The sequence below is a fragment of the Pantoea sp. F_5 genome, from assembly GCF_008631595.1.
Lineage (GTDB): Bacteria > Pseudomonadota > Gammaproteobacteria > Enterobacterales > Enterobacteriaceae > Pantoea > Pantoea gossypiicola.
Map to the genome: position 1 here is coordinate 414,981 of NZ_VWUO01000002.1, position 18,093 is coordinate 433,073.

Consider the following 18,093-nt stretch of genomic DNA (forward strand, 5'->3'; position numbering starts at 1 on the left):
TCCAGGTTCAGGAGATATTATGACCTATCAACAGGCTGGCCGTATCGCCATCCTTAAGCGCGTAGTGGGCTGGGTGCTCTTTTTAGTGGCACTGCTGTCGACCATTATTTCGGTATTGAGCTTTATGTTTAAGCACAGCGAGAAGCAGCCCGGTATTGACGCCGTTATGCTTGATTTCGTCCATGTCATTGTCGATATGCTGCGCTTCAACACGCCGTTCCTGAACGTTTTCTGGCATAACTCGCCGGTACCGGAATTTAATGGTCAGATGAACCTGGGTTTCTGGCTGATCTACATTCTGATTTTTGTCGGGCTGGCGCTGGAGTCATCAGGCGCGCGGATGGGACGGCAGGCACGTCACGTCAAAGAGGGCATTGAAGATCAGATGATTCTGGAGCAGGCAAAAGGCAGAGAAGGACGCAGCCGTCAGCAACTGGAAGAAAAGGTGCGCGTTCCTCGCCACACCATCTTCCTGCAGATCTTCCCGCTCTATGTCCTGCCAGTGATAATTGCGATAGCCGGCTATTTTGCGTTGTCGCTGCTGGGCTTTATCTGACTGTGAACGCCGTCAGGCCGGTCTGGCCTGACGGGTGCCGAGCGCATCTTCATCCAGCAACTGGCCAATGGCGAACTGCGCGTCGCCAGGCCAGTGCCCGCCAAACACGTTAGCCCGGTTCAGCAGATAGTAGAGCTGGTAGACCGGCAGGCGCTGCGAAAAACCATCCGGCAGGGGCCACACAGCCTGATAGCCGTCGTATATCTGGCGTGGCAGGTCAGGGTACCAGCTCAGCATGGCTAAATCGCATTCACGGTCGCCCCAGTAGCAGGCGGGATCGAACAGCCAGGGGCCACTGTCACTGCTGGCGCAGTTAGCGGGCCAGAGATCGCCATGTAAAAGCGACGGCTGCGGATGATGTGACGCAAGCACCCGCTGCACGGAGGCGATAATCAGCTCGGTATCCCCGTACTGAATCCCCTTTTCGGCCGCCAGCTGCAGCTGCCAGCCGATGCGCTGTTCGGCAAAAAAGACTGACCAGCGTCGCAGCCAGCTATTAGGCTGGGGCGTGGTGGTGATGTTGTTGTCGAAATCGAGGCCAAACTGTGTCTGCTCGCTCCACTGATGCAGGTGCGCCAGCTGCTGACCCAGCAGATATGCACTCTGCTCATCAAGCGGCTGTGGCCTGATGTACTCCAGTAACAGAAAGCTCTCCTCACGATGATGACCCACACCATATACCTTTGGCACCCGAACCGTGCCGGTGCGTGCCAGCAAGGCGAGCTGGTCTGCTTCCCAGGTAAAAAGCGACAGCATCTCGCGGCTGTTACTTTTAACGAAGACATCATGATCACCGTAGCGAATATGCCAGGTGGGGTGGATATCACCACCCGCAAGGGCGTGACGTTGAGTGATTTCGGCGTTGCCTAACTGCTCGCTTAACAGACGACTGATGGCTGACCACATAGGGCTATCCTCGTTGTTCGCTGCGTAAGTCCGATGCTGATGCCTGAATATTCACCAAAACCAGCGTGATTGCACCTTTTTATTCTGGCGCTGAGGTGGCGGGGCGATGACTGGCGGTGTCCCGCAGATACTCTTCAAAGGTCATAACAGTCACATCGGGTTTCTGACCCAGTGCGTTTTCACCGGCATCTGCAACCTGCTGTCGCAGATCCTCAGCGTCCAGCGTACTGACAATGCCATAACTGTTCGTGCCCAGTTCATGGGGATGGCCGTTTTCATCAGCCAGCGTGGTGGTGAAACCGGCGGCGGTCATCGCGCTGGTCAGCTCCAGGATGTCACTTAATCCCGACTCCTGGTAATGAAAGGTCACGATGTAACGGGTTAAGGTCGTGTTGCTCATGAGGCACCTCCGGGAAAAAGAAACTGAACTGAGCGTAGACTATGGTGAAAATTCAGGCGAATTATGAAAGAGATGCTGGATGTCTGTCGTGACGCATAGCGTAAATCAGTGTCAGGAGTCCAGTCACTGACGTCAAAATCTTTCTGCCGTTACGTCTGGCTTTTCATTTGGGCAGCACTATAATGCGCGACGTTAATAAGATGAGTCCCAATTAACATGGGTTTTCAGGGTGATTACAGGCATTTTGTGTGAGTTAATAATTTTTTACAAAACTTACCGTAAATTGCATTGAATGCCCGGCAAAACGCTTCAGACTCTCCGTTTTTTAAACAGTCGCACGGATCACATTTAATGAAAGCCTTTAACAAGCTGTCTGCTGTTCTTTTGCTCTCCGCCGGAGCGTTTTGTCACCAGGCACTGGCCGATAACGCTGTATTCACCTCAATGGATGACCCTTCAACGGCTAAAAAGCCATTTGAAGGTTCTGCTTCTGCGGGATACCTGGCGCAAACCGGTAACACCACCAGTTCATCAATGACGGCTCAGACCAATATGACCTGGTATCAGTCATCTATGGCCTACAGCTTGTGGGGTAACGCAGCGAACACTTCCTCAAATGATGAACGCTCTTCAGAGACGTACAACATCGGTGGTCGTTCACGCTATAACCTCAACTCCTATGACTACCTGTTTGGGCAGGCGAGTTGGTTAAGCGATCGTTTCAATGGTTATGATTCACGTGACGTGCTGACTGCCGGTTACGGTCGTCAGATCCTGAATGGTCCGGTGCACTCGCTGCGTGCGGAATTGGGTCCGGGTGTACGTTATGACGACTACCACGCTGGTGGTCATCAGACCAAGGCGCTGGGCTATGGCGCAGTGAGCTATCAGTGGCAGCTGACCGATACCACCAAATTTATTCAGGGCGTATCCGTGCTGAGCAGCTTCGGTGAAGACACCACGGTGAACTCCGAAACCGGCCTGCAGGTCGCTATCAATAGCCACTTCGCGCTGAAGCTGGCCTACAATGTTACCTGGAACAACAATCCGGCTGAGTCTGCGCCAGATCGTACCGACACCAAAACCTCAATCATGCTTTCTTACGCAATGTAAGCGCATTTTTGCTTAAGGCTTGCCCGGCGGCCTGACACTCTGTGTCAGGCCGCTTTTTTTGTTCGTCCATGGCTGAGCAAAAAGGGGATGGTTTTTCTCGTCGGCGAAAACTGCTATCATCCGCTCCGCACTACAATCCTGGCGACATTCCGACAATGTGGGTCTGATATTACGCCAGGTCACTCATTTTACATTACGTTGCATGTAAGCTTTCGTGTGGCTTACCACTGCAAATAAGGACATGAAATGCCTGTAATTACGCTTCCTGATGGCAGCCAGCGCGTGTTTGACCGCCCTGTCAGCGTCATGGATATTGCGCTGGACATCGGTCCAGGTCTGGCGAAAGCCTGTATCGCTGGCCGCGTTAACGGTGAACTGGTTGATGCTGTTGACCCCATCACCGACGATGCCGCTGTCGCGATCATTACCGCAAAAGATGAAGCGGGTCTGGAAATTATCCGTCACTCCTGTGCGCACCTGTTAGGGCACGCAATTAAACAGCTGTGGCCGGATACTAAAATGGCGATTGGCCCGGTCATTGATAACGGCTTCTATTATGATGTCGACATCGATCGTACCCTGACCCAGGAAGATATCGATCTGCTGGAAAAACGCATGCATCAGTTGGCTGAAACTAACTACGATGTGGTGAAGAAAAAAGTCAGCTGGCAGGAAGCACGCGACGTCTTTGCGGCGCGCGGCGAAATCTACAAGACCACCATTCTTGATGAAAACATCAGCCATGACGATAAGCCTGGCCTGTATCATCACGAAGAATATGTCGACATGTGCCGCGGTCCGCACGTGCCGAACATGCGGTTCTGCCATCATTTTAAACTGCAGAAAATCTCCGGTGCCTACTGGCGCGGCGACAGCAGCAATAAAATGCTGCAGCGTATTTATGGCACCGCATGGGCAGACAAAAAGCAGCTGGCAGCCTATCTGCAGCGTCTGGAAGAGGCGGCGAAGCGTGACCATCGTAAGATTGGTAAGCAGCTTGATCTTTACCACATGCAGGAAGAAGCACCCGGTATGGTCTTCTGGCATAATGACGGCTGGACTATCTTCCGTGAGCTGGAAGTGTTTGTCCGCAGCAAATTAAAAGAGTACCAGTACCAGGAAGTTAAAGGTCCGTTCATGATGGACCGTGTCCTGTGGGAAAAAACCGGGCACTGGGAAAACTATAAAGAAGCGATGTTCACTACCTCATCTGAGAACCGTGAATATTGCATCAAACCGATGAACTGTCCTGGACACGTTCAGATCTTTAATCAGGGTCTGAAATCCTACCGTGACCTGCCGCTGCGTATGGCAGAGTTTGGTAGCTGTCACCGTAATGAGCCATCAGGTGCGCTGCACGGTCTGATGCGCGTTCGCGGCTTTACCCAGGATGATGCACACGTCTTCTGTACAGAAGAGCAGGTGCGTGACGAAGTGAACAGCTGTATCCGCATGGTCTATGACATGTACAGCACTTTCGGCTTTGAAAAGATTGTGGTGAAGTTATCCACCCGTCCTGAGAAGCGTATCGGTACAGATGAGATGTGGGATCGTGCCGAGGAAGATCTGGCCGCCGCGCTGAACGAAAACAACATTGAGTTTGAGTTCCAGCCCGGCGAAGGCGCGTTCTATGGCCCTAAAATTGAGTTCACTTTGTACGATTGTCTTGATCGCGCCTGGCAGTGCGGAACCGTTCAGCTAGACTTCTCCCTGCCAAAACGCCTTGAAGCAACCTACGTGGGTGAAAACAACGACCGTCAGACGCCAGTGATGATTCACCGTGCGATTCTGGGATCGATGGAGCGCTTCATCGGTATTCTTACCGAAGAATTCGCCGGTTTCTTCCCAACCTGGCTGGCACCGCTGCAAGTTGTGGTAATGAATATTACCGACGGACAAGCGGAATATGTTGAGTCTTTGACGCGTAAGCTGCAGAATGCTGGCATTCGTGTGAAGGCAGACTTGAGAAATGAGAAGATAGGCTTTAAAATCCGCGAGCACACATTACGTCGCGTCCCTTATATGTTGGTCTGCGGTGATAAAGAGGTGGAATCTGGCAAAGTTGCCGTTCGCACCCGCCGTGGTAAAGACCTGGGATCGATGGATGTCGACCTGTTTGTTGAGAAGTTGCAACAAGAGGTTCGCAGCCGAAATCTTCACCAATTGGAGGAATAAAGTATTAAAGGCGGAAAACGAGTACTACCGACGCGTCCGAACAAAATTAACAGCGAAATCCGCGCAACTGAAGTGCGCTTAACGGGCATGGATGGCGAGCCGCTTGGCATCGTCTCATTACGCGAAGCTCTGGAAAAAGCCGAGGAAGCGGGCGGCGACTTAGTCGAAATCAGCCCGAACGCCGAACCGCCGGTCTGCCGTATTATGGATTACGGCAAATTCCTCTATGAAAAAAGCAAATCTTCTAAGGAACAGAAGAAGAAGCAAAAAGTTATTCAGGTTAAGGAAATCAAATTCCGTCCTGGAACCGATGATGGCGACTATCAGGTCAAACTACGCAACCTGATTCGCTTTCTGGAAGATGGCGATAAAGCTAAAATCACGCTCCGCTTCCGCGGTCGTGAGATGGCGCACCAGCAGATCGGTATGGAAGTGCTTAACCGCGTCCGTAAAGACCTGTGTGAAGATCTGGATTTGGCCATTGTCGAATCCTTCCCTTCGAAGATCGAAGGCCGCCAGATGATCATGGTGCTCGCTCCTAAGAAGAAACAGTAGGCTTTCAAGTAGCAATAGCCGCGCAGCGTTCGCGCTGTGCGGCTATCTGTTCGCCTGTCTGGGTCATGTTATTAACAATGCGAAGTGGATATTTTTAAAATGCCAAAGATTAAAACTGTACGTGGCGCGGCTAAGCGCTTCAAGAAGACCGCTTCTGGCGGCTTCAAGCGTAAACACGCAAACCTGCGTCATATTCTGACTAAAAAATCTACTAAGCGTAAACGTCACCTGCGTCCTAAAGGCATGGTGTCAAAAGGCGATCTGGGTCTGGTTATTGCCTGCCTGCCGTACGCATAAGTAAATTTTTTTATTAATTCAGAATATTAAACAGGAGAGCTAAATGGCTCGTGTAAAACGTGGTGTAGTTGCTCGCGCACGTCACAAAAAAATCTTAAAACAAGCTAAAGGCTATTACGGTGCACGTTCACGTGTTTACCGTGTTGCTTTCCAGGCTGTTATCAAAGCTGGTCAGTATGCTTACCGTGACCGTCGTCAGCGTAAGCGTCAGTTCCGTCAGCTGTGGATCGCGCGTATCAACGCAGCGGCACGTCAGAACGGCATGTCTTACAGCCGTTTCATCAATGGTCTGAAAAAAGCAGCCATTGAGATTGACCGTAAGATCCTGGCCGACATCGCAGTATTCGACAAAGTGGCATTCTCTGCACTGGTCGAAAAAGCGAAATCAGCCCTGGCGTAAGTCAGATGGAAAAGGGAGCTTGCTCCCTTTTTTATTGCCTGTAACTTACGCAAAAGATTGACATTTTCGTCGCTGAGCTTTTCAATATACCCCCCTGTATCGCATGACAAGGTAACCGCAAGCATGAATGCTGCTATTTTCCGTTTCTTTTTTTACTTTAGCGCCTGACATTTGGGGGCTTTTGCGCATAAGAGAAGAAACGAAAAACCGCGCTAAAAGCCTCCCTCGTGGAGGCTTTTTTGTTTCTGGCGCTAGCATATTGGACCGGCAGGTCCCAACGAGAACTGACCAGCCTGACTGGAAAAAGAGGAAATTATGTCCCAACTCGCAGAACTGGTGGCCAGCGCCACGGCGGCCATCGACGGGGCGACGGATATCGCCGCCCTTGACGCGGTGCGCGTCGAATACCTGGGTAAGAAAGGACATCTGACACTGCAGATGACGACGTTACGCGAGCTGCCAGCAGAAGAGCGTCCTGCAGCGGGTGCGGTAATCAACGAAGCGAAGCAGCAGGTCACCGATCGACTGAATGCCCGTAAAGACGCACTGGAAGCCGCGGTGCTGAATGCCCGTCTGGCGGAAGAGACCATCGATGTCTCGCTGCCGGGTCGCCGTATTGAGAATGGCGGTCTGCATCCGGTCACCCGCACCATGGATCGCATTGAGACCTTCTTTGGCGAGTTAGGCTTTGGTGTGGTAACAGGGCCGGAAATTGAAGATGATTATCATAACTTCGATGCGCTGAATATTCCTGCGCACCACCCGGCGCGTGCCGATCACGACACCTTCTGGTTTGACGCCACGCGTCTGCTGCGTACGCAGACCTCTGGCGTGCAGATCCGCACCATGCAGGCTCAGCAGCCGCCTATCCGCATTATTGCGCCAGGCCGCGTCTACCGTAACGATTACGACCAGACTCACACGCCGATGTTCCATCAGATGGAAGGGCTGATCGTGGATAAAAACATCAGCTTCACCAATCTGAAAGGCACGCTGCACGATTTCCTGAACAACTTCTTCGAAGAAGATTTACAGATTCGTTTCCGTCCTTCTTACTTCCCGTTCACTGAGCCATCGGCAGAAGTGGATGTTATGGGTAAAAACGGCAAGTGGCTGGAAGTGCTGGGTTGCGGCATGGTGCATCCTAACGTGCTGCGCAATGTCGGCATCGACCCGGAAGTTTACTCTGGTTTTGCCTTTGGTATGGGCATGGAGCGTCTGACCATGTTGCGCTATGGCGTGACTGACCTGCGTGCTTTCTTCGAAAATGATTTACGTTTCCTCAAACAATTTAAGTAAGGGCAGGATATCCAATGAAATTCAGTGAACTCTGGTTACGCGAATGGGTAAATCCAGCCCTGGACAGCGCCGCGCTGTCTGAACAAATTACCATGGCCGGTCTGGAAGTGGACGGCGTTGAGCCGGTTGCCGGCGCGTTCCACGGCGTTGTGGTCGGTGAAGTGATGGAGTGCGGTCAGCACCCCAATGCCGACAAGCTGCGTGTCACCAAAATCAACGTCGGTGGCGATCGCCTGCTGGATATCGTCTGTGGCGCGCCGAACTGCCGTCAGGGACTGAAAGTCGCCGTTGCTACCGTCGGCGCTGTGCTGCCAGGTGATTTCAAAATCAAAGCGGCCAAACTGCGTGGCGAGCCCTCTGAAGGTATGCTCTGCTCGTTCTCTGAGCTGGGTATTTCCGACGATCACAATGGCATCATCGAACTGCCTTCTGATGCGCCTGTTGGCACCGATATCCGCGCTTATCTGCAACTGGACGACAACACTATCGAAATCAGCGTCACGCCTAACCGCGCCGACTGTCTGGGTCTGATCGGTATTGCCCGTGATGTTGCCGTGCTCAACGGTCTGCCGCTGAACGTGCCGGAGATGCAACCGGTCGCAGCGACGCTTAACGACACGTTCCCGATTCAGGTTGACGCGCCGGACGCCTGTCCGCGCTATCTGGGCCGTGTCGTGAAAGGGATTAACGTTAAGGCTGCTACGCCACTGTGGATGAAAGAGAAGCTGCGTCGCTGCGGCATTCGATCTATCGATCCGGTCGTCGATATCACCAACTACGTTCTGCTGGAACTGGGTCAGCCGATGCACGCCTTCGACCTTGACCGTATTGATGGCGGTATCGTGGTGCGTATGGCGAAAGAGGGCGAAAAGCTGACGCTGCTGGATGGTACCGAAGCCACCCTGCAGAGTGATACTTTAGTGATCGCCGATCATCAGAACGCGCTGGCGATGGCCGGTATCTTTGGTGGCGAACATTCAGGCGTTAACGGTGAAACGCAGAACATCCTGTTTGAGTGCGCGTACTTTGATCCGCTCTCTATCACCGGCCGCGCCCGTCGTCACGGTCTGCATACCGACGCGTCTCATCGCTACGAGCGTGGCGTTGACCCGGCGCTGCAACACCTCGCGCTGGAGCGTGCTACTCAGCTGCTGCTGTCTGTCTGCGGCGGTGAAGCGGGCCCGATTATCGATCAGACTCATCAGTCAGCGCTGCCTGTACCCGCCACAATCACACTGCGTCGCGAAAAGCTGGATCGTCTGATTGGTCACGTGATTGCGGATGAGCAGGTTACCGACATTCTGACGCGCCTTGGCTGTGACGTGACGGCAGGTGAAGGGCAGTGGCAGGCCGTCGCGCCGAGCTGGCGCTTCGATATGGCCATTGAAGAAGATCTGGTTGAAGAAGTGGCCCGTATTTATGGCTACAACAATATTCCTGATGTGCCTGTTCAGGCCGGTCTGGTCATGACCCGTCACCGTGAAGCGAATCTGTCGCTGAAACGCGCCAAAAATCTGCTGGTTGATAAAGGTTATCAGGAAGCGATTACTTATAGTTTCGTCGATCCGAAAATCCAGCAGCTGCTGCATCCGGGTGAAGAAGCGCTGTTACTGCCAAGCCCGATCTCCAGCGATATGTCGACCATGCGTTTGTCACTCTGGACCGGTCTGCTCAGTGCGGTGGTTTACAACCAGAACCGTCAGCAGAGCCGTGTACGTCTGTTTGAGAGCGGCTTACGCTTTGTGCCAGATACGCAGGCGGATTTAGGCATTCGTCAGGATCTTATGCTGGCTGGCGTCATCAGCGGCAACCGCGTTGAAGAGCACTGGGATCTGGCGCGTCAGACAGTTGACTTCTATGATTTGAAAGGCGATTTAGAGTCGCTGCTCGATTTAACCGGCAAACTGGATGAGATCAGCTTCCGGGCTGAGGCGAATCCGGCGTTGCATCCAGGACAGAGCGCGGCGATTTATTTGCGTGATGAACATATCGGATTTATCGGCGTTGTACATCCTGAGCTGGAACGTAAGCTTGATCTCAATGGCCGCACCTTAGTCTTTGAACTGCTTTGGAATAAGGTCGCAGACCGCGTCCTGCCTGACGCGCGCGAGATTTCTCGCTTCCCGGCGAACCGCCGTGATATTGCCGTTGTAGTGGCTGAAAACGTCCCTGCAGCAGATATCATTGCGGAGTGTAAGAAAGTTGGCGTAAATCAGGTAGTTGGCGTAAACTTGTTTGACGTGTACCGCGGTAAGGGCGTTTCTGAGGGCTATAAGAGCCTCGCAATCAGCCTGATTTTGCAGGATACCAGCCGGACACTCGAAGAAGAGGAGATTGCCGCGACCGTTGGCAAATGCGTTGCGGCATTAAAAGAGCGATTCCAGGCAACCTTGAGGGATTGAACCTATGGCGCTTACAAAAGCTGAGATGTCAGAGTACCTGTTTGAGAAACTCGGACTGAGCAAACGCGATGCCAAAGAGTTAGTAGAGCTGTTTTTCGAAGAGGTACGTCGCGCTTTGGAGAATGGAGAACAGGTAAAACTGTCTGGGTTTGGTAATTTTGACCTGCGTGACAAGAACCAGCGTCCTGGCAGAAACCCGAAAACGGGTGAAGATATTCCGATTACTGCGCGTCGCGTAGTAACGTTCCGCCCAGGACAGAAGCTGAAAAGCCGCGTAGAGAACGCTACACCCAAAGAGACTGACTGAATTTCAGCGTTTCAAAAAGGCCGCGCAAGCGGCCTTTTTTCATGGTTCCAGTAAGCAGCTTTCAGGGTTTCAGAAAGCAGGATCCCGCTTCAGGCGCGCATTAATGTCCACCTCAACCCGGCGCAGACCGCCTCATCAGCCTTTCTTTTTTCACCAATCCCTCTACAATCAAATCACTGTTTTCTCAGCTAATCCCGCTTATGTCTCTGCTCGACACGTTCGCGCGCCAGGCCGATCAACGCGGCCAGAAATGGCTGATTGCGCTCGCCCTTATGCTCTCTGCACTGCTCTGTCTCAGCCTCTGTGCCGGAGATAGCTGGATCACGCCCTCAGCGTGGTTCAGCGATAGCGGACAGCTCTTTGTCTGGCAACTGCGGCTGCCCCGCAGTCTGGCGGTAATCCTGGTGGGGGCGTCGCTGGCGGTATGCGGCGTGGTGATGCAGGCGCTGTTTACCAATCCGCTGGCGGAGCCTGGTCTGCTCGGCGTTTCGAACGGCGCAGGTATCGGCCTGGTGCTCGGCGTGCTGCTGGGCAGCGGCTCGCTGTGGAGTCTGGGGCTGGCGGCGATGGCCGGTGCGCTGATTATTACGCTTATCCTGCTGCATTTTGCTCATCGTCAGCTTTCGGTCACCCGGCTGTTGCTGACCGGCGTGGCGCTGGGGATTATCTGTAGTGCCATCATGACCTGGGCGGTCTACTTCAGCACCAGCCTCGATCTGCGTCAGCTGATGTACTGGATGATGGGGGGATTCAGCGGCATTGACTGGCGCTATGGCTGGATGATGCTGGCACTGCTGCCGGTGATGCTCGCGCTCGGGGCGACCGGCCCGATTCTCAATCTGCTGGATCTGGGCGAGACGTCCGCCCGTCAGCTCGGGCTGTCACTCTTCTACTGGCGTAACCTGCTGGTGCTGGCGATGGGCTGGCTGGTCGGGATCAGCGTCGCAATGGCTGGTGCCATTGGTTTTGTCGGGCTGGTTATCCCGCATCTGCTGCGCCTGAGCGGCATCAGCGATCACCGCTATCTGCTGCCGACATCGGCGCTGGCGGGCGCGGCGGTGCTTCTGGCCGCCGATATCGTGGCGCGTCTGGCACTGACGTCAGCGGAGTTGCCGATAGGCGTCGTGACGGCGACACTGGGCGCGCCACTGTTTATTATTTTACTGATGAAATCTTCGCGCTAGCTTCGGCTGGTTACTCTGCATCCACAACCGCATCCATTACAGGAAAAAGCATGAACATTTATGAGACTGAACTGGTTACGCTCGACGGGGAAAAAACTACGCTGTCACAGTGGCAGGGCAAAGTCCTGCTGGTGGTCAATGTTGCCTCGAAATGTGGTCTGACGCCACAATACGAAGAGCTGGAGAATCTGCAGAAAGCCTGGCAGGATCAGGGCTTCAGCGTCCTCGGTTTCCCCTGCAATCAGTTTCTGGAGCAGGAACCGGGCAGTAGTGAGGAGATCAAAACCTTCTGCAGTACCACCTATGGCGTGACGTTTCCGATGTTTGCCAAAACCGAGGTTAATGGCCCGGCGCGTCATCCGCTCTATGCACAGCTGATTGCAGCCCGACCTGACGCGGTGCGTCCGGAAGGCAGCGGTTTTTACGAGCGTATGGAGAGTAAAGGGCGCGCGCCGAAAGAGCAGGGCGACATCCTGTGGAACTTTGAAAAGTTCCTGATTGGCCGTGACGGCAGTGTGATCCAGCGTTTTGCACCAGACATGACGCCGGAAGATCCCATTATTCTGGAAACGATTAAACAGGCGCTGGCAAAATAGATGCTGTTGCGCCTGCAACAGGTCGCCGTCCCCGGACGGCTGCTGCCACTGACCGGCGAACTTTCCACCGGTCAGCTGCTGCACATTGCAGGCCCGAACGGAGCCGGTAAAAGCACCTTACTGAGTGTCATTGCGGGGCTGCAATCCGCTTCTGGCAGGGTGTTGCTGGATGAACAGCCGCTAAGTAACTGGAACGGTGCAGCACTGTCCAGGGTGCGCGGCTGGCTGCCACAGCAGCAGGCACCCCTGAGTCAGATGCCGGTCTGGCACTATCTGCGTCTCCATCTTAAACCAGCGGGGTCGCAGGCCGATGCCCGTCTCAGCATGCTGCTGCAGCGGCTTCAGCTGCAGGATAAGTTAACGCGTTCACTGACCCGGCTCTCCGGCGGAGAATGGCAGCGCGTCCGGCTGGCAGCCGTCTGTGCTCAGATTGATCCTCACATCAATCCTCACGGGCGGCTGCTGATCCTTGATGAGCCGTTGACGGCGCTGGATATCGGCCAGCAAAAAGCGGTGGACGATCTGATTGCGGCGCTGTGCGCGTCGGGTATTAGTGTTGTCGCCAGCAGTCACGATCTTAACCACAGCCTGCAACAGGCAGACAGGGTCTGGCTGATGGATAGCGGACAGGTGATCGCGCAGGGCGAACCTTCAGAGGTTCTGACGCCGCAGCGCCTGACACCGCTCTACCAGATTGCATTCCGGCAGATTGAACTGGAAGGACGCACGCTGCTGACCGTACTGCCCTGACACTTGCTACCTGGCGGGCTTTACCGCTACATTATCCCGGTTGCAACTTCTGATAAGGACATTTGGCGATGCGCCTGGGTTTGCTGATTTTAGTTCTGCTGCTGACGGGATGCAGTCATCACGCCCCGCCGATTAATGGCCGTCTTTCCGATTCAATCACCGTGATAGCGGAACTCAACGATCAGCTTGGTCACTGGCACGGTACGCCTTATCGTTATGGCGGCATGAGTCGTAACGGCGTTGACTGCTCCGGCTTTGTCTATCTGACCTTCCGCGATAAATTTGCATTGCAATTGCCGCGCACCACCTCAGCCCAAAGTGATATTGGCACCCGCATCAGCAAAGATGAACTGCTGCCAGGCGATCTGGTCTTTTTCAAAACCGGACGCGGTGAAAATGGCCTGCATGTGGGCATCTACGATACCGATAATGCTTTTATCCACGCCTCCACCAGTCAGGGCGTCATTCGCTCCTCACTCGACAATGTCTACTGGCGAAAAGTGTTCTGGCAGGCTCGCCGTATTTAACTGCAGGTCCGCGAAATCAGACTTAAGTCCAATTTTAAATAGAGTTAAAACAAAGAGTAAAAGTTTTATTTTAAATGAACGTTTAGGATGAGGATTTTAATAAACAGAATAATCGCTGATTTAATTCCACTAATAACCGGTGTTTTATCACTACTATTTGGCTTAAGCGTGATCGGCTGTTGCCAAACGGCAATGGAAGGGTAAAGAAGGTCGTCTCTTCAATGATTTGGCACTATTGCCTGCGGCTGACCATTACTATACGATAACAACATCGCCGCATATTCTGGCATTAAAATGAAAATTCATCTCTCGGCCGACTATCAGTCGGAAATCTGGTTTTATCCTGTCTGTGATGTTGACGGACGGTTGACCGCTGTTGAGCTGGTAACGCAGTTTGTGCATGAAAGTGCGCCTATCACCCTGCCACAGGATCTGCTGCTTCCCCAGCTTGACGAGTCGCAGCAATTACGCCTGCTGCAAAGCCAGATTGGGTTGCTGGAGCAGAATCGCGGATTATTTGAAGCGAATTCCGTGTCAGCCTTTATCCGTATTGATGAAGGCATGGCCCGGACGCTGCTTGCCAGTGAATTAGTCATGCGCAAAATAAAACAGCTGCCGTTCATTCTCCTGAATATTACTGAAACGTTTCCGCAACTCAAACTGGGCAAAAATAATCCGTTGCTGGCGAGCCTGCATGCTGAGCTTAATTTAGCGCTTTCACATTTTGGCGCGGGCAAAACACCCTCTAATGCGGTCTACGATAATTTATTCAACTGCATCTGTCTCGACAAAGAGTTTATTCACTCGCTGGCAAAGCGCGCGTCATTCGTGCCGTTTATTCAGAGCATTATTGATAATTTCCGTGCTCATTGTGACCGCCTTATTATTTGTGGCATTGACGATGAAGTGCTGTTCGATAAAGTGAGCCAGCTGAACGGTGCTGAGTTTCAGGGTGCACTCTTCCCGGTAGTCAAATCTGATGCACTGCGTTCGCTGCTCTGTGCCGACGAGCGCATGCCATCCTCTCAGCATCCTGGCTGACCTGACCTGTTAATCCCCGCCATCAGCGTTACACTAAAGGACTAACCTACGTATCGCTGAGTATCGCATGGGAGAAACAATGTCCTCAGGCAAGGCCTCTTTTGACAACACCTGGTTCCGTGAGCTTTCCGGGTGTTACACCGCGCTGAACCCCACGCCGATGGCAGGCGGACGCCTGCTGTATCACAACGCACCGCTTGCAACCTCAATGGGGCTGGATAGCACGCTCTTTGAAGGTCACGGTCACGATGTCTGGCACGGTGCGGCACTGCTGCCCGGCATGCAGCCACTGGCGCAGGTCTATAGTGGCCATCAGTTTGGTGTCTGGGCGGGTCAGCTTGGTGACGGGCGCGGTATCCTGCTGGGTGAACAGCGCCTGGATGATGGCAGCAAACTTGACTGGCATCTCAAGGGTGCCGGGCTGACGCCTTATTCCCGCATGGGCGATGGTCGTGCCGTGATCCGTTCCAGCGTGCGAGAGTTTCTCGCCTCGGAAGCGCTGCACCATCTGGGCATCCCCACTACGCGCGCACTGACCCTGTCGATAGGCGATGAGCCGGTCTATCGCGAAACCACTGAGCGTGGTGCGATGCTGATGCGCATTTCACCGAGCCATCTGCGCTTTGGCCATTTCGAGCATTTCTTTTACAACCAGCAGCAGGAGAAAGTAGAGCAGCTGGCCGATTACGCTATTCGTCATCACTGGCCGCATCTGGAAGGGGACGCAGACCGCTATCAACAGTGGTTTACCGACATTGTATTACGCACCGCGCGCCTGATTGCGCTATGGCAAAGTGTGGGCTTTGCGCATGGCGTGATGAATACTGACAACATGTCGATCCTTGGCCTGACCATCGACTATGGCCCGTTTGGTTTTCTCGATGATTATCAGCCTGACTTTATCTGTAATCACAGCGACTATCAGGGGCGCTACAGTTTTGAAAATCAGCCGATGATTGGCATGTGGAATCTTAATCGTCTGGCACATGCGCTGTCGGGTCTGCTGACCACTGAGCAATTGCGGACGGCGCTGAGCGCCTATGAACCTGAACTGATGCGGGTCTGGGGTGAAAGGATGCGGGCAAAACTCGGCCTGCTGACACAACAGAGCAGCGACAATCAGATTCTGACCGATCTGCTGGCAATGATGGCGCAGGAGCACAGTGATTACACCCTGACCTTCAGGCTGCTGAGTGAAACCCGGCAGGCTGAAAGCCGCTCACCGCTGCGCGACGAATTTATCGATCGTGAGGCGTTTGATAGCTGGTATCAGCGCTACCGCAGTCGTCTGATGGATGAGCATGTCAGCGATACGGAACGGCAAACTGTGATGAAGGCGGCCAATCCGGCGGTGATTCTGCGCAACTATCTGGCGCAGCAGGCGATTGAAGAGGCGGAGCGGGGCGAGCAGGGTGCGCTGGCTCGTCTGCATCAGGCGTTACAGCAACCCTTTAGTGATGAAACAGCCGCTGAGTATCGTCAGCGGCCGCCAGACTGGGGCAAAACCTTAGAGGTGAGCTGCTCCAGCTAATAAGAACTCAGAGGCGGTGCGAAACCGCCTCGGCCAGCAGGGCGAGTACCTGTTCGCTCTCCTGCCAGCCGAGGCAGGGATCGGTAATTGACTTGCCGTAAACCAGCGGCTCGCCGCTCACCACTTTCTGATTGCCTTCTTCAAGAAAGCTTTCAATCATCACACCGGCAACGACCCGCGAGCCTGATTTAATCTGCTCTGCCACCTCTGCCGCCACATCCATCTGACGACGATGCTGCTTCAGACAGTTGCCGTGACTAAAATCGATCACCAGCTGCTGCGGCAGATTAAATGCCCCCAGACTCTCCGCGGCGGCGGCGACATCACTGGCATGATAGTTTGGCTGTTTACCGCCTCGCAGGATCACATGTCCATGCGGGTTACCACTGGTCTGATAGATAGTCATCTGGCCCAGTTTATCCGGCGACAGGAACATGTGGCTCGCGCGTGCAGCACGAATTGCATCTACCGCGATCTGCACGTTTCCATCAGTGCCATTTTTAAAGCCGACCGGACAGGAGAGGGCCGATGCCATTTCGCGGTGGATCTGGCTTTCGGTGGTACGTGCGCCAATTGCGCCCCAGCTGATCAGATCGGCAATAAACTGGCCGATCACCATATCCAGAAATTCCGTGGCGGTGGGCAGGCCCAGCGCGTTGATATCAATCAGCAGCTTGCGTGCGATGCCGATGCCCCGGTTCACATCGTAGCTGCCATCCAGGTCCGGATCGGAGATTAAACCTTTCCAGCCGACAACAGTGCGTGGCTTCTCGAAGTAGGCACGCATTACAATCTCCAGCCGATCTTCATAGCGGCTGCGCAACGCGTTCAGACGCGCAGCATACTCCAGGGCCGCTTTCGGGTCGTGCAGTGAGCAGGGGCCAATCACCACCAGCAGGCGGGGATCTTCACCCGTCAATATACGGGCAATGCGTTTACGGGCAGCGGTGACGTTGTCGGCAATTGCCGCGGAGACAGGATGTTCAGCCGCCAGACTGGCGGGGGTAATCAGATTACCAATGCGTGCAGTACGCAGTTCGTCGGTTTTGTTCATGAGTATCTCGAAAACGGTTCTTCGCAGCGGTGGAATACCGGGAAGTGATGGTTGTCACAATAAACCATTAGTTTGCGAATTCAACCCGTGATTTGATAATGAAATCAAAACCCACGGCAGCAGCGCTTTACATCTTCGAACTGATTTCCCTTCAGTACATGCGGCGTGTCAGGCCCATAATGTCGAGAATTTTGGTAGCGATCTCTTCGACTGAGTAGTTGGTACTGTTGAGATAGCGGATCTGATGGGTGCGGAACAGCGCTTCCACTTCGCCCACTTCCAGCCGGCACTGACGCATTGAGGCGTAGCGGGTATTTTCCGCCCGTTCCTGCCGTATCGCTGCCAGTCGTTCCGGATCGATGGTCAGCCCGAAGAGTTTATTCTGATGGGCGCGTAGCGCGGGCGGCAGTTTAAGATTATCCATATCGTCGGCAATAAACGGGTAGTTGGCGGCACGAATACCAAACTGCATCGCCAGATAGAGGCTGGTGGGTGTTTTGCCACAGCGTGAGACGCCTAACAGAATCACCTGCGCATCCTCCAGCCCGCGCAGCGAAATACCGTCATCATGTGCCAGGGCGTAATCGATCGCCGCAATACGCGCGTCATATTTCCCCAGATTACTGGCGTCCAGTCCGTGGGTACGGTGTGCCACGGGAGCAGGCGATAAGCCCAGTTCCTGCTGAAGGGGAGCCACCAGCGCCTGCACGATATCCTGACAAAAACCTTCACTCTGCACGATAATGTCGCGCACCTCTGGTGTCACAATGGAGAAGAACACCAGCGGTCGCACACCGCTCTGCTGGTAGAGCGCATTAATCTGGGCTTTAACCGCCAGCGCCCGCTGGACGTTTTCCACAAATGGCAACGTCAGGCTGGTGATATTGACCGGAAACTGCGACAGCACCGCATGGCCCAGGACTTCAGCTGTAATCGCTGTACCATCGGAGATATAAAAAACGCTTCTGTCAGTTGTCATAATGAATTCTGCCTCAGCCAG

Annotated in this window: 20 protein-coding genes and 1 other annotated feature; of the genes, 16 read left to right on the plus strand and 4 right to left on the minus strand. The window is 53.8% G+C overall.

Translation table 11 applies throughout. The annotated features are described in order from the left end of the window. Nucleotides 1–19: 19 nt before the first annotated feature. Nucleotides 20–556, plus strand: a complete 537-nt coding sequence (locus tag F3I44_RS04435; RefSeq protein ID WP_150012792.1) for a YniB family protein — start codon at nt 20–22, stop codon at nt 554–556. Nucleotides 557–568: 12 nt separating this feature from the next. Here F3I44_RS04435 and F3I44_RS04440 read toward each other — a convergent pair whose 3' ends face one another. Then, nucleotides 569–1,462: a fructosamine kinase family protein gene (locus F3I44_RS04440; RefSeq protein ID WP_150012794.1), complete on the minus strand. Its 894-nt coding sequence runs from the start codon at nt 1,460–1,462 to the stop codon at nt 569–571. A gap of 79 nt (nt 1,463–1,541) precedes the next feature. Beyond that, the gene (gene ghoS / locus F3I44_RS04445) at nt 1,542–1,862 is read right to left on the minus strand and encodes a type V toxin-antitoxin system endoribonuclease antitoxin GhoS (RefSeq protein WP_150012796.1); all 321 of its coding nucleotides are present in this window, start codon (nt 1,860–1,862) and stop codon (nt 1,542–1,544) included. A gap of 351 nt (nt 1,863–2,213) precedes the next feature. On the opposite strand from ghoS, the gene F3I44_RS04450 reads away from it, so the two are divergent. The 15 genes from F3I44_RS04450 to F3I44_RS04520 all read left to right on the plus strand — a co-directional run bounded on the left by F3I44_RS04450 (nt 2,214) and on the right by F3I44_RS04520 (nt 16,039). After that, the gene (locus F3I44_RS04450; protein WP_150012799.1) at nt 2,214–2,975 is read left to right on the plus strand and encodes a YdiY family protein; all 762 of its coding nucleotides are present in this window, start codon (nt 2,214–2,216) and stop codon (nt 2,973–2,975) included. Nucleotides 2,976–3,221: 246 nt separating this feature from the next. Beyond that, entirely contained in the window at nt 3,222–5,150 is a 1,929-nt protein-coding gene (thrS, locus tag F3I44_RS04455) for a threonine--tRNA ligase (RefSeq protein WP_098050757.1), read from the plus strand. A 3-nt stretch (nt 5,151–5,153) separates the two neighbouring features. Next, a complete protein-coding gene (infC, locus tag F3I44_RS04460; protein WP_150012801.1) occupies nt 5,154–5,705 on the plus strand; it encodes a translation initiation factor IF-3 in 552 nt (183 codons plus the stop codon). Nucleotides 5,706–5,804: 99 nt separating this feature from the next. Beyond that, a complete protein-coding gene (rpmI, locus tag F3I44_RS04465; protein WP_004157374.1) occupies nt 5,805–6,002 on the plus strand; it encodes a 50S ribosomal protein L35 in 198 nt (65 codons plus the stop codon). A 43-nt stretch (nt 6,003–6,045) separates the two neighbouring features. Further along, a complete protein-coding gene (gene rplT / locus F3I44_RS04470) occupies nt 6,046–6,402 on the plus strand; it encodes a 50S ribosomal protein L20 (RefSeq protein WP_003853267.1) in 357 nt (118 codons plus the stop codon). A gap of 118 nt (nt 6,403–6,520) precedes the next feature. Continuing rightward, nucleotides 6,521–6,646, plus strand: a sequence feature (Phe leader region). After that, the gene (gene pheM / locus F3I44_RS23880) at nt 6,526–6,570 is read left to right on the plus strand and encodes a pheST operon leader peptide PheM (protein ID WP_106120997.1); all 45 of its coding nucleotides are present in this window, start codon (nt 6,526–6,528) and stop codon (nt 6,568–6,570) included. (Overlaps the previous feature by 45 nt.) A 71-nt stretch (nt 6,647–6,717) precedes the next feature. Further along, the gene (gene pheS, locus F3I44_RS04480; protein ID WP_033732472.1) at nt 6,718–7,701 is read left to right on the plus strand and encodes a phenylalanine--tRNA ligase subunit alpha; all 984 of its coding nucleotides are present in this window, start codon (nt 6,718–6,720) and stop codon (nt 7,699–7,701) included. Nucleotides 7,702–7,715: 14 nt separating this feature from the next. Further along, entirely contained in the window at nt 7,716–10,103 is a 2,388-nt protein-coding gene (gene pheT, locus F3I44_RS04485; RefSeq protein WP_150012804.1) for a phenylalanine--tRNA ligase subunit beta, read from the plus strand. A gap of 4 nt (nt 10,104–10,107) precedes the next feature. Continuing rightward, nucleotides 10,108–10,410 (plus strand): integration host factor subunit alpha, encoded by a 303-nt coding sequence (ihfA, locus tag F3I44_RS04490; protein WP_003853259.1) that lies wholly within the window; start codon nt 10,108–10,110, stop codon nt 10,408–10,410. A gap of 200 nt (nt 10,411–10,610) precedes the next feature. Further along, nucleotides 10,611–11,594: a vitamin B12 ABC transporter permease BtuC gene (gene btuC / locus F3I44_RS04495; protein ID WP_150012806.1), complete on the plus strand. Its 984-nt coding sequence runs from the start codon at nt 10,611–10,613 to the stop codon at nt 11,592–11,594. A 50-nt stretch (nt 11,595–11,644) separates the two neighbouring features. Further along, a complete protein-coding gene (locus F3I44_RS04500) occupies nt 11,645–12,190 on the plus strand; it encodes a glutathione peroxidase (protein ID WP_150012808.1) in 546 nt (181 codons plus the stop codon). After that, a complete protein-coding gene (gene btuD / locus F3I44_RS04505; protein WP_150012810.1) occupies nt 12,191–12,940 on the plus strand; it encodes a vitamin B12 ABC transporter ATP-binding protein BtuD in 750 nt (249 codons plus the stop codon). It abuts the gene before it with no gap. 68 nt (nt 12,941–13,008) lie between these two features. Beyond that, complete coding sequence (locus F3I44_RS04510) at nt 13,009–13,467, plus strand: C40 family peptidase (protein ID WP_150012812.1); 459 nt, start codon at nt 13,009–13,011, stop codon at nt 13,465–13,467. Between the two features lie 294 nt (nt 13,468–13,761). Then, nucleotides 13,762–14,508: an EAL domain-containing protein gene (locus tag F3I44_RS04515; protein ID WP_150012814.1), complete on the plus strand. Its 747-nt coding sequence runs from the start codon at nt 13,762–13,764 to the stop codon at nt 14,506–14,508. Between the two features lie 79 nt (nt 14,509–14,587). Next, nucleotides 14,588–16,039 (plus strand): protein adenylyltransferase SelO, encoded by a 1,452-nt coding sequence (locus F3I44_RS04520; RefSeq protein WP_150012816.1) that lies wholly within the window; start codon nt 14,588–14,590, stop codon nt 16,037–16,039. Nucleotides 16,040–16,046: 7 nt separating this feature from the next. On the opposite strand, the gene F3I44_RS04525 is transcribed toward F3I44_RS04520, so the two are convergent. Both F3I44_RS04525 and F3I44_RS04530 read right to left on the minus strand, forming a co-directional pair. Continuing rightward, nucleotides 16,047–17,093 (minus strand): 3-deoxy-7-phosphoheptulonate synthase, encoded by a 1,047-nt coding sequence (locus F3I44_RS04525; RefSeq protein WP_150019306.1) that lies wholly within the window; start codon nt 17,091–17,093, stop codon nt 16,047–16,049. Between the two features lie 151 nt (nt 17,094–17,244). Next, on the minus strand, nt 17,245–18,072 hold the full coding sequence (locus F3I44_RS04530) for a pyruvate, water dikinase regulatory protein (protein ID WP_013357691.1): 828 nt from the start codon (nt 18,070–18,072) through the stop codon (nt 17,245–17,247). Between the last annotated feature and the right edge of the window lie 21 nt (nt 18,073–18,093).